The organism is Intrasporangium sp., from assembly GCF_039812505.1.
Taxonomy (GTDB): Bacteria; Actinomycetota; Actinomycetes; order Actinomycetales; family Dermatophilaceae; genus Intrasporangium_A.
The window spans coordinates 1-23,462 of sequence record NZ_JBDIAQ010000051.1; the positions used below are offsets into that span (position 1 = coordinate 1).

At 73.7% G+C, this 23,462-nt stretch carries 25 protein-coding genes and 2 tRNA genes; 18 read left to right on the forward strand and 9 right to left on the reverse strand.

The features are described from left to right. The first annotated feature begins 271 nt into the window (after positions 1-271). A tRNA-Gln gene (locus WMI84_RS08690) sits at positions 272-343 on the forward strand. 88 nt (positions 344-431) lie between these two features. Continuing rightward, positions 432-507: transfer RNA gene (locus tag WMI84_RS08695), tRNA-Glu, on the forward strand. Between the two features lie 74 nt (positions 508-581). Here WMI84_RS08695 and WMI84_RS08700 read toward each other — a convergent pair. Then, positions 582-1,556: a L,D-transpeptidase family protein gene (locus WMI84_RS08700; RefSeq protein ID WP_347352236.1), complete on the reverse strand. Its 975-nt coding sequence runs from the start codon at positions 1,554-1,556 to the stop codon at positions 582-584. 251 nt (positions 1,557-1,807) lie between these two features. Next, positions 1,808-2,548: an IclR family transcriptional regulator gene (locus WMI84_RS08705; protein WP_347352238.1), complete on the reverse strand. Its 741-nt coding sequence runs from the start codon at positions 2,546-2,548 to the stop codon at positions 1,808-1,810. Positions 2,549-2,685: 137 nt separating this feature from the next. Here WMI84_RS08705 and leuC point away from each other — a divergent pair, with 137 nt between their 5' ends. The 3 genes from leuC to WMI84_RS08720 all read left to right on the forward strand — a co-directional run bounded on the left by leuC (position 2,686) and on the right by WMI84_RS08720 (position 5,586). Then, positions 2,686-4,101, forward strand: a complete 1,416-nt coding sequence (gene leuC / locus WMI84_RS08710) for a 3-isopropylmalate dehydratase large subunit (RefSeq protein ID WP_347352240.1) — start codon at positions 2,686-2,688, stop codon at positions 4,099-4,101. Positions 4,102-4,104: 3 nt separating this feature from the next. Then, positions 4,105-4,698, forward strand: a complete 594-nt coding sequence (gene leuD, locus WMI84_RS08715) for a 3-isopropylmalate dehydratase small subunit (protein WP_347352242.1) — start codon at positions 4,105-4,107, stop codon at positions 4,696-4,698. Between the two features lie 276 nt (positions 4,699-4,974). After that, positions 4,975-5,586: an HU family DNA-binding protein gene (locus WMI84_RS08720; RefSeq protein WP_347352244.1), complete on the forward strand. Its 612-nt coding sequence runs from the start codon at positions 4,975-4,977 to the stop codon at positions 5,584-5,586. 50 nt (positions 5,587-5,636) lie between these two features. On the opposite strand, the gene WMI84_RS08725 is transcribed toward WMI84_RS08720, so the two are convergent. Both WMI84_RS08725 and cofC read right to left on the reverse strand, forming a co-directional pair. Then, entirely contained in the window at positions 5,637-5,849 is a 213-nt protein-coding gene (locus tag WMI84_RS08725; RefSeq protein WP_347352245.1) for a cold-shock protein, read from the reverse strand. A gap of 9 nt (positions 5,850-5,858) precedes the next feature. Next, on the reverse strand, positions 5,859-6,521 hold the full coding sequence (gene cofC, locus WMI84_RS08730) for a 2-phospho-L-lactate guanylyltransferase (protein WP_347352247.1): 663 nt from the start codon (positions 6,519-6,521) through the stop codon (positions 5,859-5,861). Between the two features lie 111 nt (positions 6,522-6,632). On the opposite strand from cofC, the gene WMI84_RS08735 reads away from it, so the two are divergent. Both WMI84_RS08735 and WMI84_RS08740 read left to right on the forward strand, forming a co-directional pair. Further along, positions 6,633-7,418 (forward strand): lysophospholipid acyltransferase family protein, encoded by a 786-nt coding sequence (locus WMI84_RS08735; protein WP_347352249.1) that lies wholly within the window; start codon positions 6,633-6,635, stop codon positions 7,416-7,418. Beyond that, the gene (locus WMI84_RS08740) at positions 7,418-8,416 is read left to right on the forward strand and encodes an NAD(P)H-dependent glycerol-3-phosphate dehydrogenase (RefSeq protein ID WP_347352251.1); all 999 of its coding nucleotides are present in this window, start codon (positions 7,418-7,420) and stop codon (positions 8,414-8,416) included. Before WMI84_RS08735 ends, WMI84_RS08740 begins: the two co-directional genes overlap by 1 nt. 63 nt (positions 8,417-8,479) lie before the next feature. Here the strand turns inward: WMI84_RS08740 and WMI84_RS08745 are convergent, their stop codons facing one another. Further along, positions 8,480-9,580 (reverse strand): PLP-dependent transferase, encoded by a 1,101-nt coding sequence (locus WMI84_RS08745; protein ID WP_347352253.1) that lies wholly within the window; start codon positions 9,578-9,580, stop codon positions 8,480-8,482. Positions 9,581-9,629: 49 nt separating this feature from the next. Between WMI84_RS08745 and WMI84_RS08750 the strand changes: the two genes are divergently transcribed. Further along, positions 9,630-10,760 carry a D-alanine--D-alanine ligase family protein gene (locus WMI84_RS08750; RefSeq protein WP_347352255.1) on the forward strand — a complete coding sequence of 377 codons (1,131 nt, stop codon included), beginning with the start codon at positions 9,630-9,632 and terminating at the stop codon, positions 10,758-10,760. Positions 10,761-10,797: 37 nt separating this feature from the next. Here WMI84_RS08750 and WMI84_RS08755 read toward each other — a convergent pair whose 3' ends face one another. Next, a complete protein-coding gene (locus WMI84_RS08755; RefSeq protein ID WP_347352256.1) occupies positions 10,798-11,199 on the reverse strand; it encodes a DUF3515 family protein in 402 nt (133 codons plus the stop codon). Between the two features lie 59 nt (positions 11,200-11,258). Continuing rightward, entirely contained in the window at positions 11,259-11,492 is a 234-nt protein-coding gene (locus tag WMI84_RS08760) for an Lrp/AsnC ligand binding domain-containing protein (protein ID WP_347352258.1), read from the reverse strand. A gap of 142 nt (positions 11,493-11,634) precedes the next feature. Here WMI84_RS08760 and thiL point away from each other — a divergent pair, with 142 nt between their 5' ends. Next, positions 11,635-12,621, forward strand: coding sequence for a thiamine-phosphate kinase (gene thiL / locus WMI84_RS08765; protein WP_347352259.1), 987 nt, complete (start codon positions 11,635-11,637; stop codon positions 12,619-12,621). A gap of 92 nt (positions 12,622-12,713) precedes the next feature. Here the strand turns inward: thiL and WMI84_RS08770 are convergent, their stop codons facing one another. Together WMI84_RS08770 and WMI84_RS08775 are read right to left on the reverse strand one after the other, a co-directional pair. Continuing rightward, the gene (locus WMI84_RS08770; RefSeq protein ID WP_347352261.1) at positions 12,714-13,493 is read right to left on the reverse strand and encodes a fructosamine kinase family protein; all 780 of its coding nucleotides are present in this window, start codon (positions 13,491-13,493) and stop codon (positions 12,714-12,716) included. A gap of 105 nt (positions 13,494-13,598) precedes the next feature. Beyond that, positions 13,599-14,810: a DUF480 domain-containing protein gene (locus WMI84_RS08775; RefSeq protein WP_347352263.1), complete on the reverse strand. Its 1,212-nt coding sequence runs from the start codon at positions 14,808-14,810 to the stop codon at positions 13,599-13,601. A 334-nt stretch (positions 14,811-15,144) separates the two neighbouring features. Here WMI84_RS08775 and rpmB point away from each other — a divergent pair, with 334 nt between their 5' ends. From rpmB to mutM, 9 genes are all read left to right on the forward strand, one after another. Then, the gene (gene rpmB, locus WMI84_RS08780) at positions 15,145-15,333 is read left to right on the forward strand and encodes a 50S ribosomal protein L28 (protein ID WP_347352265.1); all 189 of its coding nucleotides are present in this window, start codon (positions 15,145-15,147) and stop codon (positions 15,331-15,333) included. 213 nt (positions 15,334-15,546) lie between these two features. Further along, on the forward strand, positions 15,547-17,238 hold the full coding sequence (locus WMI84_RS08785) for a DAK2 domain-containing protein (RefSeq protein ID WP_347352267.1): 1,692 nt from the start codon (positions 15,547-15,549) through the stop codon (positions 17,236-17,238). A gap of 1 nt (position 17,239) precedes the next feature. Further along, complete coding sequence (locus WMI84_RS08790; protein ID WP_347352268.1) at positions 17,240-19,459, forward strand: ATP-dependent DNA helicase RecG; 2,220 nt, start codon at positions 17,240-17,242, stop codon at positions 19,457-19,459. A 2-nt stretch (positions 19,460-19,461) separates the two neighbouring features. Then, positions 19,462-20,043, forward strand: a complete 582-nt coding sequence (rsmD, locus tag WMI84_RS08795; protein WP_347352278.1) for a 16S rRNA (guanine(966)-N(2))-methyltransferase RsmD — start codon at positions 19,462-19,464, stop codon at positions 20,041-20,043. Positions 20,044-20,052: 9 nt separating this feature from the next. Continuing rightward, on the forward strand, positions 20,053-20,550 hold the full coding sequence (coaD, locus tag WMI84_RS08800; RefSeq protein ID WP_347352270.1) for a pantetheine-phosphate adenylyltransferase: 498 nt from the start codon (positions 20,053-20,055) through the stop codon (positions 20,548-20,550). A gap of 115 nt (positions 20,551-20,665) precedes the next feature. Further along, positions 20,666-21,238 carry a YceD family protein gene (locus WMI84_RS08805; protein WP_347352271.1) on the forward strand — a complete coding sequence of 191 codons (573 nt, stop codon included), beginning with the start codon at positions 20,666-20,668 and terminating at the stop codon, positions 21,236-21,238. A 1-nt stretch (position 21,239) separates the two neighbouring features. Beyond that, positions 21,240-21,434, forward strand: coding sequence for a 50S ribosomal protein L32 (gene rpmF / locus WMI84_RS08810; RefSeq protein WP_347352273.1), 195 nt, complete (start codon positions 21,240-21,242; stop codon positions 21,432-21,434). Between the two features lie 7 nt (positions 21,435-21,441). Further along, positions 21,442-22,188, forward strand: a complete 747-nt coding sequence (rnc, locus tag WMI84_RS08815) for a ribonuclease III (RefSeq protein ID WP_347352274.1) — start codon at positions 21,442-21,444, stop codon at positions 22,186-22,188. Between the two features lie 7 nt (positions 22,189-22,195). Next, positions 22,196-23,074 carry a bifunctional DNA-formamidopyrimidine glycosylase/DNA-(apurinic or apyrimidinic site) lyase gene (gene mutM / locus WMI84_RS08820; RefSeq protein ID WP_347352276.1) on the forward strand — a complete coding sequence of 293 codons (879 nt, stop codon included), beginning with the start codon at positions 22,196-22,198 and terminating at the stop codon, positions 23,072-23,074. Positions 23,075-23,462: the final 388 nt, after the last annotated feature.

The following is a 23,462-nucleotide window of genomic DNA, read 5'->3' on the forward strand; positions in this document are numbered from 1 at the left end:
GGTTCGGGAGCCGGCCGCCATCCCGCCATCCACACCCTCGAGGCGGTCACCGCCGTCCTGACCTCGGCCACCCGGCCTCCCGGGGACACGCCCGGCACCTGCCAACTTCCCCGGTTGCAGCCGTAGAGCCTGGCGGCTGTTCGGTGTGTCCCGGGGGTCTCGCGGGCCGCCCGGTGGGCCCTGCCGATTTGGGCCCGCGCGGGGCGGACCGGTAGTATTCGTCTTCGGTTCGCCCCGCAGCGTGCCTCGGCTCGCGCGGCGTGAAACCCCTTGGGGTATGGTGTAATTGGCAACACAACGGATTCTGGTTCCGTCATTCTAGGTTCGAGTCCTGGTACCCCAGCGATGGTCGGCCCCGGTGGGCCGATTGGGAGAATCCCGAAGTTGCGGCTAGGGTTTCTTCGCGTGCCGGGGTTGCCGGCACACCGCATGGCCCCGTTGTGTAGCGGCCTAGCACGCCGCCCTCTCAAGGCGGTAGCGCGGGTTCGAATCCCGTCGGGGCTACCATGCGCGAAGGCCCGGACCCGGCACGGTCCGGGCCTTCGTCGCGTCACCCCGCCGGCGGCCCCACCGGCGCCGGCTCACCAGTGGACGACGACCCTGGTGCCGACCGGGGCCTCGTTGTAGAGGCGCACGATGCCGTTCCAGTCCCGCACGTTGACGCAGCCGTGGGAGCTGCCGTTGTAGCCGAGCCGGGCGAAGTTGGACGAGTAGTGGATCGCCTGGCCGCCGCTGAAGAACATCGAGTACGGCATCGGGGTGTGGTAGAGGTTCGAGATCACGTCGACCTTCTTCCACGTGATCGCAAAGGTGCCCTCCCGGGTCGGCAGGGCCTCGCTGCCGAAGCGGACGTCGAACTGGTACTGCGGCACCCCGTCGACGACCCGGGTGAGCATGCGGGTCGACTTGCTGATGCAGATGACCCGGCCGGTCAGGCAGCGCTGGTCGACGTCCCAGCGCAGCGCAGCGGGCCCGGGCCGGGCCGGCTCGTGCACGACGTTGTTCAGCTCGTCGTTCGTCGGCGGCCGACTCATCGACACGACCCGGTCCCACGTCCGCTGGTCGAGCAGGCCGGTCGCGGCGTAGCCGCGCTTGGCCTGGAACCCCCGCACGGCGCTGGTCGTCCGGCTGCCGTAGTAGTCGGTCACGTTGCCGTCGAACCAGCGCAGCTGCTTCAGGCGCGCCTGCAGACGGCGCACCTGCGGCGACGAGTCTCCCGGCCGGAACAGCACGACCGGTGCCGGCTCGGGCGGCGGAGTGCGCGTGGGTGAAGGCGCGCGGGTGGGTGAAGGTGCGGGCGTGGCGGTGCGCGGGCGTGACGAGGTGGGCGTCGGCGACGGCGTCACGCGAGCGGGCGAGGTGGCCGGCTCGGCGGGGGCGCTCGTCGTCGTGGGGCTCGCGGTCCTCGCCGCCGAGGGGGCGACCGGGCCCGGCGCGCCGACCGGCGTGGGCGTGGCCTGCGGCCCCGCCGGCGAGCAGGCGGAGACGGCCAGGGTCAGGGCCAGGCCGAGCCCGGCGGTGCCGGCGCCGGTGCGGCGTCCACGTGCAGCTCCCATGGCGGCTCCTTGGCGAGTGCGGGTCGAGGCAGGCATTCAGCGTGACGCGGTCGGGGGTCGAATGGTCGGCAACGCCGGGTCGGTGGGGCAGAACGTGACCGATCCGTTGTGCACCGTCGCCTGGAGGGTATGCCGCCGAGCCGCCGGCCGCACGTCGAGCCGGCTCCGCTGCCCCGCGCCGGCCCCGCTGGCGTGCGGCAGGGACCGGGGGAGTGGCGCGCGGGAGGAGCCCGCGAGGTGGCCGGCGGTGCTCAGTCGTCGTGCTGCTGTTGCTGCGCGTGGGCGCGACGCAGCACCTCGGTCAGCTTGTTGGCGCCGGCCACCACGGTCGCGGCGTGCAGCCGACCGGGCTGACGGGAGAGCCGTTCGATCGGCCCGGAGATGGACACCGCGGCGACGACCCGCCCGGACGGCCCGCGGACCGGGGCCGACACCGAGGCCACGCCGGGCTCGCGCTCGGCCACGCTCTGGGCCCAGCCGCGGCGGCGCACCCCGGACAGGGTCGTGGCGGTGAACGCGGCGCCGTGCAGGCCGCGGTGCAGCCGGTCCGGCTCCTCCCAGGCGAGCAGGACCTGGGCGGCCGAGCCGGCCAGCATCGACAGGGTGGCCCCGACAGGGATCGAGTCGCGCAGCCCGACCGGTCGCTCCGCCGCCGCGACGCAGATGCGCTGGTCGCCCTGCCGCCGGAACAGCTGGGCGCTCTCGTTGGTGTGGTCGCGCAGGGCCCCGAGCACCGGTCCCGCGGCGGCGAGCAGCCGGTCCTCGCCCGCGGCGGACGCGAGCTCCCCGAGGCGCGGACCCAGGACGAAGCGGCCCTGCATGTCGCGGGCGACGAGGCGGTGGTGCTCCAGCGCGACGGCGAGCCGGTGGGCGGTCGGCCGGGCCAGACCGGTCGCGCTGACCAGCTGGGCCAGCGTCGCGGGACCACCCTCGAGGGCGCCGAGGACGGTCGCGGCCTTGTCGAGTACACCGACCCCACTTGACTTGTCCATGACATGATATTGACGTCTCAGGCACTGAGACGTCAATTCGCGACGCGCCGAAAAGGACGACGCTGGACTGACGAGCGCCACCGCCGCCCCGTGCGGCTGCGCGTGCCCGGCCGTCCAGTTGCCGCAGCGGAGGAACCATGTCAGGAACACTGGCCGAGAAGGTCTGGGATGCGCACGTCGTGCGGCGCGCCGAGGGCGAGCCCGACCTGCTCTACATCGACCTGCACCTCATCCACGAGGTGACCAGCCCGCAGGCCTTCGAGGGTCTGCGGCTGGCCGGCCGGCCGGTGCGGCGGCCCGAGCTCACCCTCGCCACCGAGGACCACAACGTCCCGACCACGCCGGGTCCGATCGAGGACCCCGTCTCGAAGGTGCAGGTCGAGACGCTCCGGCGCAACTGCGAGCAGTTCGGCGTCCGGCTCTACCCGATGGGTGACATCGAGCAGGGCATCGTGCACGTCGTCGGTCCCCAGCTCGGTCTGACCCAGCCCGGCATGACGGTCGTCTGCGGCGACAGTCACACCTCGACCCACGGCGCGTTCGGGGCGCTCGCCTTCGGGATCGGCACCTCCGAGGTCGAACACGTCCTGGCGACCCAGACCCTGCCGCTCAAGCCGTTCCGGACGATGGCCGTGAACGTGCGCGGGCGGCTGGCCGACGGCGTCACGGCCAAGGACGTCATCCTCGCGGTCATCGCCGAGATCGGCACCGGCGGCGGCCAGGGCTACGTCCTGGAGTACCGCGGCGAGGCCGTCGAGGCGCTCTCGATGGAGGCCCGGATGACGATCTGCAACATGTCGATCGAGGCCGGGGCCCGAGCCGGCATGATCGCCCCCGACGAGACCACCTTCGCCTACCTGCAGGGCCGGCCGCACGCGCCGAAGGGCGCCGACTGGGACGCCGCCGTCGCGTACTGGCGCGCGCTGCGCACCGACGACGATGCCGTCTTCGACGCCGAGGTGGAGATCGACGCCTCCACCCTGACGCCGTTCGTGACGTGGGGGACCAACCCGGGACAGGGACTGCCGCTCGGCGGGTCCGTGCCCGACCCGGAGTCCTTCGCCGACGAGAGCGACCGGCTCGCAGCGCAGAACGCCCTGGCCTACATGGGCCTGGAGCCGGGTACCGCGTTGCGCGACATCAGGGTCGACACCGTCTTCCTCGGCTCGTGCACCAACGGGCGCATCGAGGACCTCCGCGCCGCGGCCGCGGTGGTCAAGGGGCGGCACGTGGCCCAGGGTGTCCGGATGCTCGTCGTGCCCGGGTCGGCGAAGGTGCGGCGGCAGGCCGAGACCGAGGGCCTCGACCGGGTCTTCACCGAGGCCGGCGCCGAGTGGCGCCTCCCCGGGTGCTCGATGTGCCTGGGCATGAACCCGGACACCCTCTCGCCCGGGGAGCGGTGCGCCTCGACGTCCAACCGCAACTTCGAGGGGCGTCAGGGCAAGGGCGGCCGGACCCACCTGGTCAGCCCCGTCGTCGCAGCGGCGACCGCCCTGCGCGGCACGCTGTCGAGCCCGGCCGACCTTCCGACCGGCACCCTGCAGGAGGCCTGAGCCATGGACAAGTTCGAGAGCCACACCGGGGTGGGCGTGCCGCTGCGTCGCGGCAACGTCGACACCGACCAGATCATCCCAGCGGTGTACCTCAAGCGGGTCACCCGGACCGGTTTCGAGGACGGGCTGTTCGCCGCCTGGCGCGCCGACCCGTCCTTCGTGCTCAACAACCCGGTGTATGCCGCCGGCTCGGTCCTGGTGGCCGGCCCCGACTTCGGCACGGGGTCGAGTCGCGAGCACGCGGTCTGGGCGCTGATGGACTACGGCTTCCGCGTCGTGATCAGCTCCCGGTTCGCCGACATCTTCCGCGGCAACAGCGGCAAGGGCGGCCTCGTCGCCGCGGTGGTCTCCCAGGACAACGTCGAGCTGCTGTGGAAGTACCTCGAGACCCACCCCGGGGCGCAGGTCACCGTCGACCTGCCGGCCCGCACCGTGACGGCCGGCGACATCGTCGCGCCCTTCGAGATCGACGACTACACCCGGTGGCGGCTGCTCGAGGGGCTCGACGACATCGGGCTGACCCTGCGCCATGAGCACGAGGTGACCGAGTTCGAGCGCCACCGCCCCTCCTTCAAGCCGGTGACGACGCCGGGCTGAGCCCGGACTCCGCCCGCGCCACCGCGAGCTGGAGCGAATCCCATTGGGCCGCAGTGCGACCCGTCCTCGGGGTGTGGTGGGGCGAGCGCGTGGGCGCAACGTCGGGCTTCCGGTACGGAACCCCCACGGTGTCGGCAAACTCGTTGCGACACAACGAGAACACGGTTCTCGGTGGTGGACCTCGGTGGTGCCTGCCCCTACGGTCGGAGGAAGCCGGATCCTTCCGGGCCCAATCGTCGGGTCGCCCGACACCGATATTCCTCTGGAGGGGAAGACGTGAACAAGGCAGAACTGATCGACGCCCTAGAAGTGAAGGTCGGGAGCAAGAAGGTCGCCTCCGACGCCCTCGAGAGCTTTCTCGACATCGTGATCCGTGAGGTGGCCAGGGGCGGGAAGGTCGGCATCACCGGCTTCGGCACCTTCGAGCGCGCGGACCGAGGTGCGCGCACCGGGCGCAACCCCAAGACGGGCGAGACGGTCAAGATCAAGAAGACCCGGGTCCCGAAGTTCCGGGCCGGCACCAACTTCAAGGAGGTCGTCGCCGGCCGCAAGAAGCTCGCGAAGGGCGTCCCCGCAGCCTCCCGCGCGTCCGCCTCCACCGCGACCGCCGCGGCCACGAAGACCGCGGCCGGCAAGAAGGCTGCCGCGACGAAGTCGACCGCGACGAAGTCGACCGCGAAGTCGACCACCAAGACCGCGCCGGCCCGCGGCGCCACGAAGGCGGCTGCCACCAAGGCGGCTCCCGCGGCGAAGGCGACCAGCCGCACCGCCAAGGCCGCCGCGACGAAGAAGACCGCGTCGGCGACGAAGAGCTCGTCGACTGCGAAGAAGACCACCGCACGCACCACGACGGCCAAGAAGTCGACTGCGCGGCCTGCGGCCCAGTGATCGGGCAGGCACCGGTGGGGGCGGCCCCGGTCGGTGCGGCCCTCACCCCCTCACCTGATCGGCCGGCCGCCGCCCACGCCGACGATCCGTAGCGCGGTCACCCGGTCGCCGCTGACCTCGACGGTCAGGCGTTGCCCGAGGCGAAGGTGTCGCAGCCCGCTCGTGGCGAACGCCGCCGCGTCGAAGGGCAGCTCGACGCCGTCGTCGCGAAGGACGCTGCCCGCGAGGGTGTCCGGGTCGAAGCGGTGGACGGTTGCCTGCACGGGCCCAACCTAGCCGGTGGACGTCGCCCGGTGGTCCGGCCCGGGCGGGACCGCGAGGCCGAGCGCGACACGGGTGGCCGGCCCGAGTCCGAGGCGGACGGCGGCCGCGAGGGACTGCGGGTCGTCGACGTCGTGCCGCAGCCGGGGCAGGTCCAGCTCGAGGCGGGCCGCACCCTGACCGGCATGGGCGGCCGCGCTGTGCGCGCCGAACTCCGGCACGATGACCCGGCCGCCGCGCAGGACCGTGCCCGACCCCTCCTCGTCGGGGACGAACCACTCGCCGGCGCAACCCCCCGTGCCGAGTGCCGCAGCGAGGTCGTCCGGCGTCAGGCACGGCAGGTCACCGAGCAGGACGGCGCGGGCCGGCCCCTCGGGCAGCTGGGCGAGCCCGGCCCGGATCGCTGCGTTCAGCCCCCTCCCAGGGTCCGGTACGACGTGCACGCCGACGTCCGTCCAGTGCTCCGACAGACCGGTGTCGGCGGTGACCAGCCAGGTTCGGGCCGCCCCGACGGCGGCCACGACGGCGCTCAGTGTGTCGTCGGCCAGGGCCCGGCTCAGGCGGGTGCGCAGGGCCCCGGCAGGGGCCAGCCGGGACTTGCCGTGCCGGGTGTCCTTGACCGGCACGACGACGTGCCAGTTACAGGCCGGTGCCCGAGGAGTCGCGGTCAGCATGGTCCCCGGATTCTCCCACCCACCCCCGGTGGTCTCGACAGCCCGCCCGTCGGTGGAGAGACTGATGCCCACACTCGCGCCCGGTGGCGCCCGACCCAGGAGGTCCATGTCGTGAGCGCAGCAAGTCCCGCGGAGCTGCCGCTGTCCTACCGCACCCTGGCCGCGTTGCTCCGACCGGTGCTGCTGGCCGCGACCAAGCGGGACTGGCGCGGGACCGAGCACTTCCCGGAGGAGGGCGGCTTCGTCGTGGCGCCCAACCACATCTCGTACGTCGACCCCCTCGTCTTCGCCCACTTCATGTACGACTCCGGCCGGCCCACCTACTTCCTCGGCAAGGACAGCCTCTTCGAGATCCCCGTCGTCGGGGGAGCCCTGCGCCGCTCCGGGCAGATCCCGGTCTACCGCAACTCGCTCAAGGCCACGGACGCCTACCAGGCCGCGGTCGCGGCCATCCGGGCCGGCAAGCCGGTCGGGATCTTCCCGGAGGGCACGATCACCCGCGACCCGGCCCTCTGGCCGATGCGGGGCAAGACGGGCGCGGCTCGAGTGGCCCTCGAGACACGCTGTCCCCTCGTCCCCGTCGCGCAGTGGGGCGCCCAGGACATCCTCGCGCCCTACGCCCGCCGGCCCAGGCTGTTCCCGCGACGCACGATCTCGATGGCGGCCGGGCCGGCCGTCGACCTGTCGGACCTCTACGAGCGGCCGATCGACACGGTCACCCTCCGCACGGCGACCGACCGGCTCATGACGCGGATCACGGCACTGCTGGAGGGGATCCGCGGTGAGCGTGCCACCGGTGAGCGGTTCGACCCGCGCAAGCACGGGGTGCCCGAGACCGGCGACCCCACGAGACACGACGGCCCCACCCAACGCGACGACACGAGCGGAGAAGACTGATGGTCCACGTCGCGGTGATGGGTGCAGGCAACTGGGGGACGGCCTTCGCCGGCATCCTCGCCGACGCCGGAGCCACCGTGCTGATGTGGTCGCGCCGACAGGAGATCGCCGACCAGATCAACCAGGGCTGCAACGTCGAGTACCTGCCCGGCCTGCAGCTGTCCCCGACGATCCGGGCGACGGTCGACCCCGAGCAGGCCTGTGCCGGCAGCGACATCGTCGTGCTCGCGGTGCCCTCGCAGACGCTGCGGGCCAACCTCGGCACCTGGGGGTCGGCGCTGCCGCCGGCCGCGCCGGTCATCTCCCTGATGAAGGGCGTGGAGCTCGGGACGACGATGCGGATGAGCGAGGTCATCGCCGAGGCCGGCCACGTCGAGCCGGATCGCGTCGTGGTCGTCACCGGGCCCAACCTCGCGACCGAGATCGCCCTGCACCAACCGGCCGCCAGCGTGGTGGCCTGCACCGACATGGCTACGGCGGAACGGGTCGCGGCCGCGCTGGCCACGGCCTACTTCCGCCCGTACACCGACACCGACGTCGTGGGCGCGGAGGTGTGCGGCGCGACCAAGAACGTCATCGCGCTCGCGGTCGGGATGGCCGAGGGCCTCGGCTTCGGCGACAACACGAAGGCCACGATCATCACCCGCGGCCTGGCCGAGACGACCCGGCTCGGCATCGCCCTCGGGGCCGACCCGCAGACCTTCCTCGGGCTCGCCGGAGTGGGCGACCTGATCGCGACCTGCATGTCCCCGTTGTCGCGCAACCACAGCTTCGGGGTGCACCTGGGCCGCGGGATGTCGGTCGAGGCCGCCGCGGCACAGCTGCGGCAGACCGCCGAGGGGGTCAAGTCGTGCCAGTCGATCCTCGCGCTCGGCCAGGACCACGACGTCGACCTGCCGATCGTCGAGCAGGTCGTCGCGGTCGTGCGGGACGCGCTCCCGGCCCACCAGGTCGGCCCCAAGCTGATGTCCCGTGACCTGAAGGCCGAGAAGCGCTGAGGCCAGGGAGCGTCCGGTGGCCGGCGGCACCCGTGGCCGTGGCTGCGGGAGGTCCGAGGCGGGTCAGGGCAGGGCGTGCCGCAGGGCCTGGTCGAGGTCGGCCCAGAGGTCCTCGACGTGCTCGATGCCGACCGAGAGGCGGACCAGGTTCTCCGGTACCGTCTCGGGCTCGGCGGGGTGCCGCCGGCGTCGCTCGAGCTGCGACTCGACCGCGCCGAGACTCGTCGCGTGCAGCCAGACCCGGGTCGCGGCACAGACCCGCTCGGCCGCCGCGGCGTCGCCGGCGACCTCGAAGGAGAGCATCCCCCCGAACCCCGGATAGCGCACCCGGCTGACGGCCGGGTGACCGGTCAGCCGGACCGCGAGCTCGGCCGCCGACGCGCAGGCCCGCTCGAACCGGACGGCGAGCGTGCGCAGCCCGCGCAGTGCCAGGAAGACCGCCATCGGCCCGGCGATCGCCCCGTGCAGGGTGCGGTGACGCTGCAGCCGGGCGCCCAGCGCGCGCCCGCGGTCCGTGTCCGCCACGACCGTGGCGCCGAGGATGACGTCGGAGTGCCCGGACAGGTACTTCGTGGCCGAGTGCACGACGACGTCCGCGCCCAGCTCCAGGGGTCGGCACAGCAGCGGGGTGGGAAGCGTGTTGTCCACGACCCCGACCACGCCCAGCTCGCGCGAGCGGGCCAGGACCGTCTCGAGGTCGACGACGTCCATGAGCGGGTTGGTGGGCGACTCGAGCCAGAGCAGGTCGGCCCCCGGCAGGGCCGCGAGGAACCCGGCCGTGTCGGTCGCGTGACGGCGCACGATCGTGCGTCCGGTGGTCTCGAGCTCGCGCAGCGCCTCACCGGTCTCGTAGTAGGTCGCGTCGGTGACCAGCACGGTGCCCTCGGGCGGCACCAGTGACAGGGCGGCGGCGATCGCCGCCATCCCGGACGAATGGACCAGCGCGTGCCCGCCCTCGAGCGCGCCCAGCGCCGCCTCGAACGCCGACCAGGTCGGGTTGCCGCTGCGTGCGTAGACGACCGGGCCGTCGGCGGCATACGTCGAGGTGAGCTGCACCGGCACGTTGGCCGAGGCGCCGGGCTCGCGAGGCGGCCGGCCGGCCGCCACGACGAGGGTCTCGGGCCGGATCGCGGACGGGTCGGTCGGGTGGTTGTCCTCAGTCACGCACTCAGGCTAGGACCGCCCCACCGGTACCGGGATAGAGTCTCGTCTGATGACCACGGACCAGCCCCGCACGCCGTCCCGTCCGCGTGTCGCCATCGTCTTCGGCGGGCGCTCGTCCGAGCACGCCGTCTCGTGCGCGACGGCCGCCGGGGTGCTGCGTGCCATCGACCGGGACCGCTACGACATCGTGCCGATCGGGATCGCCCGGACGGGGGAGTGGGTGCTGGTCGCCGACGAGCCGGACCGCCTCGAGCTCACCGCGGGCCACACCCCGGCGATCGAGCCGGACGGGGCGCACGTGATGCTGCCGCTGGGGGTGGGGGACCGCGCGCTGCGGGTCCTCGAGCCCGGCGAGGTGCCCCGCGAGATGGGCGCCGTCGACGTCGTGCTGCCCCTGCTGCACGGTCCGTTCGGCGAGGACGGCACCATCCAGGGCTTCCTCGAGCTGACCGACGTGCGCTACGTCGGCTCCGGGGTGTTCGCCTCCGCCGCCGGCATGGACAAGCACTTCATGAAGGTCCTGTTCGCCGGTCACGGGCTGCCCGTGGGCCCCTACACCGTCATCACCGACCGGGCCTGGCGCGCCGACCGTGCTGCGGCGCTGGCCGCCTGCGCCGGACTGACCGGTCCGCTGTTCGTCAAGCCCGCGCGGGCCGGGTCGAGCATGGGCATCTCGCGGGTCACCGACCCGGCCGGCCTCGAGGCCGCGATCGAGGCCGCGCGCGAGCACGACCCGAAGGTGCTGGTCGAGTCCGGGATCGCCGGCCGCGAGATCGAGTGCGCGGTGCTGGAGGGACACGGCACCGACGGGCCGCGCACCTCCGAGGTGGGCGAGATCGCCGTGCGCGGGGTCCACACCTTCTACGACTTCGAGGCGAAGTACCTCGCCGAGGCCGATGTCGACCTCACCTGCCCGGCCGACGTGCCGCCGGCCGTGGCCGACGAGGTGCGCCGCGTGGCGGCCGCCGCCTTCGAGGCGCTCGGCTGCGAGGGCCTGGCCCGCGTCGACTGCTTCTGGGCCGACGACGGCCGGGTCCTGGTCAACGAGATCAACACCATGCCCGGGTTCACGCCGCACTCGATGTACCCGCGGATGTGGGCCGTGTCGGGGCTCGGCTACGCCGAGCTCATCGACGAGCTCATCGGCCTGGCGCTGGAGCGGCGCACCGGCCTGCGCTGAGCGGCGGGCGGCGGCGGTATGCCGCCCAGCACGCTGCTCACGAGCAGTGTCGTCCGTTCGGGGGCAGCTCGCGGACGGCGGGCGCGAAGGCCGGCAACTCCAGCGGTGCCGGTCCGTAGCTCTCGGGGACCAGCACCTCGATGGCCGGGTCCGTGCCGTAGGTGGTGGCCGACGACCCGTCGCTCAGGGTCCGTACGACCCAGTCGACCCCGTCCACGGTGACGCAGGCGAGGGTCGTCGGAGCCAGCGCAGGCAGACCGCAACGGGCGATGATGGCCGGGTCGCCCCACGCCGCCACCGACGGCGAGCGCGAGGAGGTCGCGACCCGGGACGCACCGCCGACCTGCTCGGGCCACGGGACGGACCGACAGGCCGGGCGGTCCGCGAACTGCGCAGGGGAGACCGCAACCGAGGCCGAGCACCCCGCCAGGGTGCCCAAGGTGGCGACGGCGGCGCAGCAGGCCGCCCTCGCGCCCCGGCGACGGACGGGTGGGTCGGTCAGACGTTTACCACCGTGCAGGTCAGGGTCCGGGTGATGCCCTGGACCTCCTGCAGGCGGGCGATCACGAGGCGGCCCAGGTCGTCCACGTTCGGTGCCTCGACACGGGCGATGACGTCATACGGGCCGGTGACGTCCTCCGCGAGAGTGACCCCCGGGATGTCACGCATCTCGTTGGCAACGGTCGCGGCGCGGCCGACCTCGGTCTGGATCAAGATGTAGGCCTGGACCACGGGGGACCCCTTCTGCTAGCTGGCGATCGGCGACGGCCGGAGACTCGCGAAAGGCCGTGCACCGACCGTACCCCGCCGAGGCGCCCCGCGTCGCGGTGAGGGGAGGTGACATCGGGGCGAGCCGGGGTGACAGGGTGGACCCGTGCAGAGACGCCCCGGACCGCTGCTGACGGAGGGCACCGCCCTGACCCATCTCGACGAGGAGGAGATCCTCGCCCGGGTGCTCCCGCTCTACGACCGGCCCGACTGGCTCGCCGTCCCGCCCGGCGACGACGCGGCGGTGCTGCGGACGTCCGGGCGGACGATCGCGACCACCGACGCGATGGTGCTCGGCCGGGACTGGCGCGACGAATGGTCCTCGGGGGCCGACGTGGGTCACAAGGTCATCGCGCAGAACCTCGCCGACGTGGCCGCGATGGGCGGCCGTCCCACCGGCGTGCTGCTGACGCTGGTCGCCGACCCGCAGGCGTCGATCGAGTGGGTGCTCGACCTGACCCGGGGGATCGCGGCCGCCTGCTCCCGGGCCGACGTGGCGGTCCTGGGCGGCGACCTGTCCTCGGCGCCGCCGGGCGTCGTCGTCGTGTCCGTCACGGCGCTCGGGGACCTCGTCGGGGAGCCGGTGCTGCGCTCCGGTGCGCGACCCGGGCACCACGTGGCCGTGGCCGGCTCGCTCGGCCTGAGCGACGCCGGGCTGCGGCTGCTCCGGCAGGACCGGCCCGAGGCCGACCCCGAGGCGGTCGCGGTGCACCGCCGGCCACGCCCGCCGCTGGCCCAGGGGCCCGCGGCCGTCGCCGCCGGGGCGACCGCCATGCTCGACGTCTCCGACGGGCTGCTCCGGGACGCCGGGCGGATCGCCCGGGCCAGCCGCGTCATCCTGGACCTCGACCCGACCGCCCTCGACGACGACGTCGACCGGATCGCGCGGACCCTGGGCCGGCAGGCCGCCCGTGAGTGCGTGCTGGCCGGCGGGGAGGAGCACTCCCTGCTGGCCACCTTCGTCCCGGGGTGCGTGCCCGAGGGGTGGCGGGTCATCGGCGTGGCGCGGGGCACCGCGCCCGACGAGGGGCCCGAGGTGCTCGTGGGCGGGCGGCGCGAGACGCTGACCGGCTGGGACCACTTCCGCCCCTGACCCTGCCCGTCGGGCAGGTCCGCTCGGCGATGCGGCAGTGGCTGTCGGGAGCGTACCGTCGAGAGCGTGCGGTCGAGAGCGCAGCGCCCGGGTCATCGGTAGCGACGAGCCACCGCGACGAGCTCGTCGGCGTACGAAGGCCCGTGGGTGACGGCATGCACGGCCAGCGGGTGCAGCTGGTGCAGCCCGAGCAGGTCACGCCATCCGGCCGGCAGGTGGGCCGCCTCGGCATAGCTGTCGAGGACCCGGTCCAGGGCGAAGGACCCGAAGAGCGCCAGCATCGCCAGGTCGGTCAGGCCGTGCCCGCCGTGGGCGGCAGGGTCGATGAGGCAGACGCCGCGGCCGGTGTACAGGACGTTGCCGGACCACAGGTCGCCGTGGAGCCGCGCGGGCGGCCGGTCGTCGTCGAACTGCCCGGCCGCGATCCGGTCGCAGAGGTCGTCGAGCGGTGGCAGGGCTCCACGATCGAGGTGGCCGGCCCGTACCGCCGCGTGGACGAACGGCCGTACCCGCTGTTCCGCGTAGAACCGGCCCCAGGTCGGTACGGGTTCGTTGGCCTGGGCCTGCCGGCCGATCCACGCGGGCCCGGCCCAGCCGACCGGGGGCGCGCCGAAGGCTGCCGCTCCGGTCGCATGGGTGGCGGCGAGCGACCGGCCGAACGCCTCCGCCGCGCCCAGTGTGGGAGCCGCATGGTCGAGCCGCTCGAGGTCGATGAAGTGCTCTCCCACCGCGCGGACGCGCACGATGCGCGTGCCGCCGCCCGGCTCGGCCTCGGCGAGCCAGCGCAGCCCGCACGCCTCGGCCCGGAAGAACCCGCGGGGCGCGTCCCTGCGCGCCTTGCGGTGAGTCGTCGGGTCGGGGTCGGGCGCCACCGCTCCACGGTAACGAAGCCGGCCACTGCTGCGCGCTGGGCGCTGGGGGCGAGGGCGTCATCCGGGGGTGCGGGTCGGGCGCCGCCCGGTCGTCCCGTCCCGGTCTCAGCCGTCGCGACGGCCCAGCAGGTAGAGGCATTCGACCGGGGTCTCCTGCGGCAACGCGCCGCGCCGGTACCACTCGAGCTCGACCAGCCCGGCGGCCTGCGCGGCGGCGATGAGCCCGGCGGCGTCGTGCAGCACGAAGTCGAGCTCGGTCGCGACGTCCCACAGGACCCCGGGGTGGCGCACCTCGTCGCCGACCTGGGCGGCCAGGGCCAGGCGACCGCCGCGGCGCAGCACCCGGGTCAGGGCAGCCAGGGTGGGAGCCAGCTCCGAGGCCGCGAGGTGCGCGAAGGCATACCACGCGCTGACCACCGCCCAGCCCGGGTCGCGCGGGTCGGCGTCGCGTGGCATCGGCGGAACGGCGAAGCTGCCCCGGACCACCTGCACCTCGGGGTGCAGCTCGCGGGCCCGGGCAAGCATGTTCGCCGACAGGTCGAGCCCGGTCATGGCCACTCCCCGGCCGGCCAGGTAGCCGGCGACCTGCGCCGGGCCGCAGCCGACGTCCAGTCCCTGTTCGCCCTCCGCCCATCCGGCGAGCCGGTCGAGCAACCAACGGTCGAACGGCTTCGCGTCGAGGTCGTCGCCCAGGGCGACGGCGTAGCTGCCGGCCAGCCGGTCGTACTCGGTGGCCACCAGCCGGTCGCGGGCCGCCGCACCGGCGGCCAGCACCTGCTCCCGATCCACCGACGGGGCGGGCGCGGCCGGCTCCGGCCCGGTGCCGAGCAGATGGGCCCAGCGTCGGTCCCGCTGCCCGACCGCTCGGTCCAGCTCGCGGACCAGCGGCGGGTCGAGCGCGGCCATCTCCCGCAGGACCTCCTCGACGCCCTGTCTGTCGGCGAAGGCCAGGATCCGCTCGACCCGGGGCAGGAGCTCACCCGGAGTCTGCGGCCCACGCAACAACAACACGGTTAGCAGAGCCGTCCGCTCCTCGTCCAGCCCCAGCTGCTCCTCGAGACGCTGGTGGTACTTGACCACGCGCAGCCCGGCCGGCTTGAGGAACCGCACCAGCTCCCGGTCCCGCAGGCGGTTGAGCGCATCGACGACGGTGGGCTCGTCGTAGGAGACGACCGGGTCCCGGCTCGTCGTCTGGTTGCAGGCCGTCCGTAGCGAGTTGAGCGAGAGCGGGTAGCTGTCCGGCACCGTGCGCTGCTTCTCCAGCAGCGCTCCAAGGACCCGTTGCTCGACCGGATCCAGCTCGACGCGACCAGGCATCCACTCAGCCTGCCACGACCTGGTGGGTTCCGGTCGGCGTCGGGACCGCCCGGGACCGACCGGCTGTGGGCGCCGACCCCGATCGGGCGGCGGGGCAGGTCGGCCGGGCGGGTGGCAACGCCGGTTTTTTGGCCCTCGGCGGGGCGGTCGGCTACTCTTGAGCGGTTGCCCTGCGCGCATCGGCAAGCCAGCCCGTCGACCGACGGTCCGCCGCGGCCTCGGGCCGCAGCGGACCGACGACTGCATGGACCGACGACCACAGGCACGAACGACCACATGCATCAACCCTCACATGCACCAACGACCACTACGACGAGCTTCCAGGAGATCACCCGTGGCTGCCAACTGCGAAGTCTGCGGCAAGGGACCGAGCTTCGGTCACACCATCTCGCACTCGCACCGCCGCACCAAGCGCCGCTGGACCCCGAACATCCAGCGAGTGCGCACGATGGTGAACGGCGTGACGCCGAAGCGCATCAACGTATGCACGTCCTGCCTCAAGGCCGGCAAGGTCAGCCGCTGATCCGGTGACTTCAGCAGGGTCGGCTCCCGCACGCGGGGCCGGCCCTCTCGCTGTCGTCCTGCGCCGGACCACCCGAGTGCTGCCCGCGCCATCGGGACGGACCGAACGGTCCACCACGCCCGGGGCCCGGTCGGACGACCGGGGGTGCGCGTTGCGTGTCCGCGCCGCGCCGAGGCAGTAGCCTGCCCAGCAGCAACACGCGGGAAGGACACCATGCCAGCAGCAGTGCCGACGCCCGAGGGACAGCTCCAGGTCCTGGACGTCAATGCCGTCCGCCGCTGGGCGGTGCTGGTCCGTTCGGGGCTCGGCGCGCACCGTGCCGAGATCGACGCGCTCAACGTCTTCCCGGTCCCGGACGGCGACACCGGGACCAACCTGTTCCTCACCTTCGACGGGGCCGTTGACCGCACCCTGACCGAGCCGGCCGACACCGGCGCCGGGGACCTGCTCGTGGTCTTCGCCAAGAACCTGCTGTGGTCGGCTCGGGGCAACTCCGGCGTCATCCTCTCGCAGTTGGCGCGCGGGCTCGCCGAGGCGTGCCAGGGGCAGCCGGTCGTCGACGCCCGGACCCTCGCCCGCGGTCTGCTCGAGGGGGACCGCCGCGCGTGGGAGGCCGTGACCGACCCCCGCGAGGGCACCATCCTGTCGGTGTCGCGGGCCGCGGCCCAGGCCGGCGCCCGCGAGGCCGGGGGGTTGTATGCCGTCGTGCTCGCCGCGCGCGACGCGGCCCGGTCCGCACTCGCCCGTACGCCACAGCAGCTGGACGTGCTGGCCCGGGCAGGTGTCGTGGATGCCGGGGGCGCGGGCCTGGTCCTGCTGCTCGAGTGCCTCGAGGAGGTCAGCGCCGGCGACGACAGCCGGATCGCCCACAGCCTCGCCGAGAGCGGTCGACGCAGCCTGCGACCGCCGAAGCCGAGCTTCGTGCCGGCCGGTCCCGAGTTACCGGACACCGCGGCCGAGCCGGCGCCGCCGCCCGAGTACGAGGTGATGTACCTGCTGGGCCAGGCCACCGACGAGGCGGCCGAGACGCTCCGGACCCGGCTCGTGGGGCTCGGCGACTCCGTACTGGTCGTGGGCGCGGCCGACCAGTGGACCGTCCACGCGCACGTCGACGACGTCGGCGCGGCCATCGAGGCCGGTATCGAGGCCGGTCGGCCCCGGCAGGTACGGGTGAGCCGGCTCCTCGACGACGCACCGCAGCCGGTGCGTCCCGCCCTCACCCGGGCCGCCGCACCGGGGCCGGGCGTCATCGCCTGCGCCTCCGGGGAGGGGCTCGCAGACATCTTCCGCCGGGCCGGGGCCACGATCCTGTCGACGGGTCCCGGCCGGCGGGCCACGACCGGCGAGCTGATCGCGGCCATCCGCGAGTGCCACCGCACGGGTGCGGACGGCGTCATCGTCCTGCCCAACGACAGTGACCTGGAGCTCGCGGCCATGGCCGCCGCCCGGGCGGTCGCCGACGAGGGGATCGAGGTCCTCGTCGTCCACTCGCGCACGCCGGTGCAGGGGGTGGCGGCCATCGCCGTGTTCGAACCCTCCGCGTCGATGAGCGCGAACGTGCTCGCGATGCAGTCCGCCGCCGCGGGCACCCGTCACGGGGCGGTGGCCGTCGCCGACCGGTCGGCCCTGACCTCGGGGGGACCGTGCGAGCCGGGTGACGTGCTGGGGATCGTCGACGGCGACATCGTCGTCGTCGGCTCGGACGTCACCGCGATCGGTGCCGCCGTCGGGGCCCGCCTGCTCTCGAGCGGCGGGGAGCTGCTGACGGTCCTCGTGGGCGACGGAGTGACGGACGAGCTCGGCGAGGCCGTCGCCGAGCTGGCGCGCCACGATCGCCGCGAGGTCGAGTCGACGGTGCTGCACGGGGGCCAGCAGGTGTACCTGCTCCTGCTCGGGGTCGAGTGACATGGCTGTCACCGAGCAGACCCCGCTGGCCAGGCTGGTGCGCCGGGGCCAGGCGGAGCAGCTGGCCCGCACCAAGGGCCTGCACACCGTCGGCGACCTGCTCGACTATGCTCCTCGCCGCTACCTGCAGCCCGGCCAGCTGACCGACCTGTCCGAGCTGCGTGCGGGTCAGGAGGTGATGGTCGTGGCCGAGGTCGTCCGGGCCGCGTCCCGACCGATGCGCGGTCGCCGGGGCAACCTGCTCACGGCGGTCCTGTCGGACGGCCTGGGCCACGAGCTGGACCTGACCTTCTTCGGCTCGCACGGCCACGAGAACAAGCTGCGGCCGGGGGTCCGCGGCTTCTTCGCCGGCACGGTCGGCGCCTACCACGGCCGCCTGCAGCTGGCCCACCCCGACTACGAGCTGTTCGCGGGCGACGACAACGCGGCACGGCTCGTCGAGCACTACCGGACCCACCAGATCCCGGTGTACTCGGCAACGGGGAAGATCTACTCGTTCACGATCCGCCGCATGGTCGAGCTCGCGCTCGACTCGGTCGAGCCGGTCCGCGACCCGGTCCCGGCGCAGGTGCGCGAGGCGCGCGGGCTGATGAGCCGCGCACAGGCCCTCGAGCTGGTGCACCGGCCGCGCGTCGGGGACCAGCCCCGGCGTGGTCTCGCCCGGCTCAAGTACGACGAGGCCCTCACCTTGCAGGTGGTCCTGGCCCAGCGTCGCCACCAGGCGGAGTCGGTCCCGGCGGTCCCGCGGGTGCCGCCGCCCGGCGGTCTGCTGGCCGCCTTCGACGCCCGGCTGCCCTTCGAGCTCACCGACGGCCAGCGCGAGGTCGGCAAGGTGCTGGCCGAGGAGCTCGCCGGCGACCGGCCGATGAACCGCCTGCTGCAGGGTGAGGTCGGCTCGGGCAAGACGGTCGTGGCGCTGCGCGCCATGCTCGCGGTCATCGACGCCGGCGGCCAGGCCGCGCTGCTGGCCCCGACCGAGGTGCTCGCCGCGCAGCACGTCCGCTCGATCCGGGCGATGCTGGGCGACCTGGCCGAGGGTGGGCTGCTGGGTGGCAGCGAGATCGGCACGAGCGTGGCCCTCCTGACCGGCAGCCAGACCGCGGCCGCCCGCAAGCGGGCGCTGCTCGACGCCGCATCCGGCGCGGCCGGGATCGTCGTGGGCACCCATGCGCTCATCCAGCAGCACGTCCAGTTCGCCGACCTGGCCCTCGTCGTCGTGGACGAGCAGCACCGGTTCGGGGTGGAGCAGCGCGATGCCCTTCGGGACAAGGCCACCCGCCCGCCGCACGTGCTCGTGATGACCGCGACACCGATCCCCCGGACCGTCGCGATGACGGTCTTCGGCGACATGGAGACCTCGACCCTGCGCGAGCTGCCCCGGGGCCGTCCGCCCGTCGCGACCTACGTGGTGGACGCGGAGCGACCCGGCTGGGTCGAGCGCACCTGGCAGCGGGTGGCCGAGGAGGTCGCCCAGGGCCACCAGGCGTACGTCGTCTGCCCCCGGATCGGGGACCTCGACCCCGACCTCGCCGCCGGTCGCGACTCGACCGACGAGGACGTCTCCGACTGGGGGCCGGTGCCCGACGAGGAGGGCCCGACGCGCGAGCTGACCGGCGTCCACGCGATGTACGACCAGCTCCGCGCGAACCCGGCGCTGTCCGGCGCGCGCATCGCGGTGCTGCACGGTCGGCTCGACGCCGAGACGAAGGACGCCACGATGCGTGCCTTCACCGCCGGCGAGCTGGACGTGCTGGTTGCCACGACCGTGATCGAGGTCGGCGTCGACGTGCCGAACGCCACGGTCATGGTCGTCGTCGACGCCGACCGGTTCGGTGTCTCGCAGCTGCACCAGCTGCGCGGTCGGATCGGCCGCGGCAGCGCTCCGGGCCTCTGCCTGCTCATGGCCACGGCCCCCGGTCCGGCCGCCGCCGAACGGCTCGCTGCCGTGGCCGGCACGAGCGACGGCTTCGAGCTGGCCCGGCTGGACCTCGCCTTCCGCCGGGAGGGTGACGTGCTCGGCGCCCGCCAGAGCGGGAGCACGGGCTCGGTGCGCCACCTGCGGCTGGGACGCCCCGAGGACGAGCAGATCATCTCGGACGCGCGAGAGGACGCCTTCGCCATCGTGGGCGCGGACCCGACCCTCGCCGGGCATCCCGACCTCGCCGCCGCGGTCGCGGCCCGGCTCGACGACGAGCAGGCCGCCTTCCTCGAGCGCGGGTGACGGTGACCAGGATCATCAGCGGCCGCGCGGGCGGGCGAACCCTGCGCACCCCGCCGGGGGCGGACACCCGGCCGACGTCCGACCGGGTCCGCGAGGCGCTGTTCAGCCGGCTCGAGCACCGCCACCTGATCGCCGGCGCCCACGTCCTCGACCTCTACGCCGGGTCGGGCGCGCTGGGCCTCGAGGCCGCGAGCCGCGGAGCACGCCTCGTCGTGCTCGTCGAGTCGAACCGGAAGGCCGTCGCCGCGATCCGCGCCAACATCACGGCGGTCGGCCTGCCGGGCACCCGACTGGTCGCCGACACGGTCGAGCGGGCCCTGGCGGCCGGCCCGCCCAGCGGCATACGGATGGACCTGGTCCTGCTCGACCCGCCCTACGAGGTCGCCGAGTCGACCCTGACCGAGGTCCTCGGGACCCTGGTCGGGCAGCAGTGGCTGGCCGCCGATGCCTTCGTGATCGTCGAGCGGTCGGCGCGCTCGCCGCAGCCGACCTGGCCGAAGGGTCTCGAGCTCTCGGGGGAGAAGCGCTACGGCGACACCACGGTGTGGTTCGCCGAGCCGCCCCTCGACGAGGGCGTCGCGTAGGTTGGGGGCGTGACGACCTCCGCACGACGCTGTGTCTGTCCCGGCTCCTACGACCCCGTGACCAACGGCCACATCGACATCATCGTGCGGGCGTCGCGGCTCTTCGACGAGGTGGTCGTCGCGATCCTGCACAACCCGGGCAAGCAGGGCACCTTCACGATCGACGAGCGGACCGCCCTGCTCGAGGGCTCGATCGGGCAGCTGGGCAACGTCCGGGTGGAGTCCTTCGCCGACCAGCTCGTGGTCGACGTCTGCCGTGCGGTCGGTGCGGCATCCATGGTCAAGGGGCTGCGGGGCGGCACGGACTTCGCCTACGAGCTGCCGATGGCCAACATGAACCACCACCTCACCGGGGTCGAGACCCTGTTCCTGGTGGCGGCGCCCGAGTGGCAGCACGTCTCGAGCTCGCTGATCAAGGAGGTCGTGCGCTACGGGGGCGACGTCAGCGGACTCGTGCCCGACACGGTGTGCGCGGCGCTGCGCGAACGGGTCGGCCACCCCGGCTGAGGCCGCCGGCCCGGCACCGGGCGAATTTGGGCACGGCCCCGTGCTCCGGTAGCCTTGGGCGTCGGTCCGCGTCTGCCGTGACGTGGGCCGGACTCGTCAACCACCGTCTGGAGCCATGGACCACCTCGACCCGCGTTCACCCTTGGTGATCAGCACCAGAGCGCTGACGCGGCGACCCGGGACCATGCAGGAGCTGCACCGGACGGTGGACCTGCCCGACGACCTCGGCACCGACATCATCGCGATCCGGGCCGGCTCGCCGGTGCGGCTCGAGGTGCGGCTCGAGTCCGTGGTCGAGGGCGTGCTCGTGTCGGGCACGGCCGGTGGCACGGCGACCGGTTCCTGCGTGCGGTGCCTGGACCCGGTGGTCCTTGCGGTCGAGGGCAGCTACCAGGAGCTGTTCGCGTACAGCGACCGGGCGGCGCACCACCACGAGGCGGGCGTCGAGCACGACGACGAGGTGCACGAGCTCGTCGGCGACCTGGTCGACCTCGAGCCCGTCATCCGGGACGCGCTCGTCCCGACGCTGCCGTTCCAGCCGTTGTGCCGGGAGGACTGTCCGGGGCTGTGCCCCCGGTGCGGAGCCCGCCTCGCGGACCACCCGGAGCACCATCACGAAGTGACCGACCCACGATGGTCGGCCCTCAGCGGACTGCTGGGGGACCACCTGCAAGAGAAGAGGAACTGACGTGGCTGTCCCGAAGCGTAAGACGTCGCGGTCCAACACCCGCTCGCGCCGGGCGAACTGGAAGGCTGCGCCGACCGCGCTCACCACGTGCCCACGCTGCTCCGCGCCGCGGCAGCCGCACGTGGCCTGTCCCAACTGCGGCACCTACAACGGGCGCCACTACGCCGAGGCCGAGCGCACCGAGCACCGGGCCTGAGCCCGCCGTGGCCGACACCGACATCGAGGGTGTCGCGGCGCGTGCGCAGCGGCCCGTCGAGCCCTTGGTCGCCCATCTCACCGAGGTGGTCGACCAGGAGGTCGACGAGCCGCTGCTCCTGCGTGCCCTGACGCACCGGTCGTACGCCTACGAGCACGGCGGCCTGCCGAACAACGAGAGGCTGGAGTTCCTCGGGGACTCGGTCCTGGGCCTGGTGGTCACCGAGACGCTCTATGTCGGACATCCCGACCTGCCCGAGGGGCAGCTGGCCAAGCTGCGTGCCGCGGTCGTCAACATGCGGGCGCTGGCCGATGTCGCCCGGACCTTCGGGCTCGGCGAGTTCGTCATGCTCGGCAAGGGCGAGGAGGCCACCGGTGGCCGCGACAAGGCCTCGATCCTCGCGGACACGCTGGAGGCACTGATCGGCACGGTGTTCCTCTCCACGGGGATGGCCGGGGCGGCGCGGTTCGTGCACCACCACTTCGACCCCCTGATCGCGGGAGCGGCACTGCTCGGTGCGGGCCTGGACTGGAAGACGTCGCTGCAGGAGAAGGCCGCCGAGGCGGGGTTGGGGTCGCCGGACTACCGCCTCGAGGAGACCGGGCCCGACCACGAGAAGCACTTCCACGCCAGGGTCGTGGTCGCCGACAGCGTCATCGGCCAGGGCGACGGGCGCAGCAAGAAGGAGGCCGAGCAGCAGGCCGCCCAACAGGCCTGGCACCACCTCGACCGCAGCTCACCGCCCGCCTCCTGACCCGTCGATGCCCGAGCTGCCCGAGGTCGAGGTCGTCCGTCGCGGACTCGCCGACCACGTGGCCGGTCGTCAGGTCGTCCGGGCGACCATCACCGGTGGCCGCGTCGCGCGGCGCCACGAGCCCGGCCCGGTCGACCTGGCCGACCGGCTGGCCGGGGCCACGGTTGTGGCCGCACGGCGGCGCGGCAAGTACCTGTGGCTCGAGCTGGACCGGGACGACGCCCTCGTGGTCCACCTCGGGATGAGCGGACAGCTGCTCGTCGAGCCGGCCGACGCCCCGCTCGAGAAGCACTGCCACGCCCGCTTCGAGTTCGCCGACGGCGACCCACAGCTGCGGTTCGTCGACCAGCGCACGTTCGGCGGGCTCGCCCTCTCGCCCGTCGGGCCCGACGGCCTCCCGGCGGCCGTTGCCCACATCGGCCCGGACCCGCTCGAGCCGGCCTTCGACGAGCGTGGGGTCGTCCTCGCGATGCGGCGCAGGGACTCTGCCGTCAAGCGCGCCCTGCTCGACCAGAGGCTCCTGTCGGGTATCGGCAACATCTATGCCGACGAGGCGCTCTGGGCTGCCAAGGTGCACGGCGAGCGCCGGTGCAAGGACCTGACCAAGCCCACCCTGCACCGCATCATCGACTGCGCCCGGGAGGTGATGACGCAGGCCATCGCCCAGGGGGGGACCAGCTTCGACACGCTCTACGTGAACATCAACGGCGCGAGCGGCTACTTCGACCGGTCCCTGCACGTGTACGGCCGCGAGGGGATGCCCTGCGACCGCTGCGGTACCCCGATCCGACGCGAGCCGTTCATGAACCGGTCGTCGTACTCGTGCCCGCACTGCCAGCCCCGGCCCCGCCCGCGCCGCCGGGGCGGGCCGCACTCGCCCGGCTGAGCGCCATACGTGTGGTGGCGGCCGGGGCGCTCGCCCGGTGGGGTTGCGTGCACAAGAACACGGCAACCCGCGTGGGTTCGTGCCGGCTGAGCACGCCCGGAGGGGGTTCGAGCCGACTTGTGGTGTCCTGCCGTCCGTCACCTCCGCCGGGGCGGGGGTCCGGGTCCGGGCGGCGGGCGTCCGAGCCCGACCGGCGAGGCCCGCCGGTCACGAGCAGCCGGCGGTACGTGCGGCCGGCGCCCACCCGCCGGCGGCGGCAAGAGAAGTGCGGCGGCTGCCAACCGGAGCCACGGCATACGATCGAGCCATGTCGTCGCAGCGAGCCACCCTCGTCGTCGGAGCCGGTCAGGCGGGCCTCGAGGTCGCCACGGCCCTGCGCGACCTCGGC

What these genes read in the sequence shown, in the direction of transcription:
- WMI84_RS08700 (WP_347352236.1), bottom strand. Translation starts at nt 1,556, where the DNA reads ATGGGAGCTGCACGTGGACGCCGCACCGGCGCCGGCACCGCCGGGCTC.
- WMI84_RS08705 (WP_347352238.1), bottom strand. Translation starts at nt 2,548, where the DNA reads ATGGACAAGTCAAGTGGGGTCGGTGTACTCGACAAGGCCGCGACCGTC.
- leuC (WP_347352240.1), top strand. Translation starts at nt 2,686, where the DNA reads ATGTCAGGAACACTGGCCGAGAAGGTCTGGGATGCGCACGTCGTGCGG.
- leuD (WP_347352242.1), top strand. Translation starts at nt 4,105, where the DNA reads ATGGACAAGTTCGAGAGCCACACCGGGGTGGGCGTGCCGCTGCGTCGC.
- cofC (WP_347352247.1), bottom strand. Translation starts at nt 6,521, where the DNA reads ATGCTGACCGCGACTCCTCGGGCACCGGCCTGTAACTGGCACGTCGTC.
- WMI84_RS08740 (WP_347352251.1), top strand. Translation starts at nt 7,418, where the DNA reads ATGGTCCACGTCGCGGTGATGGGTGCAGGCAACTGGGGGACGGCCTTC.
- WMI84_RS08750 (WP_347352255.1), top strand. Translation starts at nt 9,630, where the DNA reads ATGACCACGGACCAGCCCCGCACGCCGTCCCGTCCGCGTGTCGCCATC.
- WMI84_RS08775 (WP_347352263.1), bottom strand. Translation starts at nt 14,810, where the DNA reads ATGCCTGGTCGCGTCGAGCTGGATCCGGTCGAGCAACGGGTCCTTGGA.
- WMI84_RS08785 (WP_347352267.1), top strand. Translation starts at nt 15,547, where the DNA reads ATGCCAGCAGCAGTGCCGACGCCCGAGGGACAGCTCCAGGTCCTGGAC.
- WMI84_RS08790 (WP_347352268.1), top strand. Translation starts at nt 17,240, where the DNA reads ATGGCTGTCACCGAGCAGACCCCGCTGGCCAGGCTGGTGCGCCGGGGC.
- WMI84_RS08805 (WP_347352271.1), top strand. Translation starts at nt 20,666, where the DNA reads ATGGACCACCTCGACCCGCGTTCACCCTTGGTGATCAGCACCAGAGCG.
- mutM (WP_347352276.1), top strand. Translation starts at nt 22,196, where the DNA reads ATGCCCGAGCTGCCCGAGGTCGAGGTCGTCCGTCGCGGACTCGCCGAC.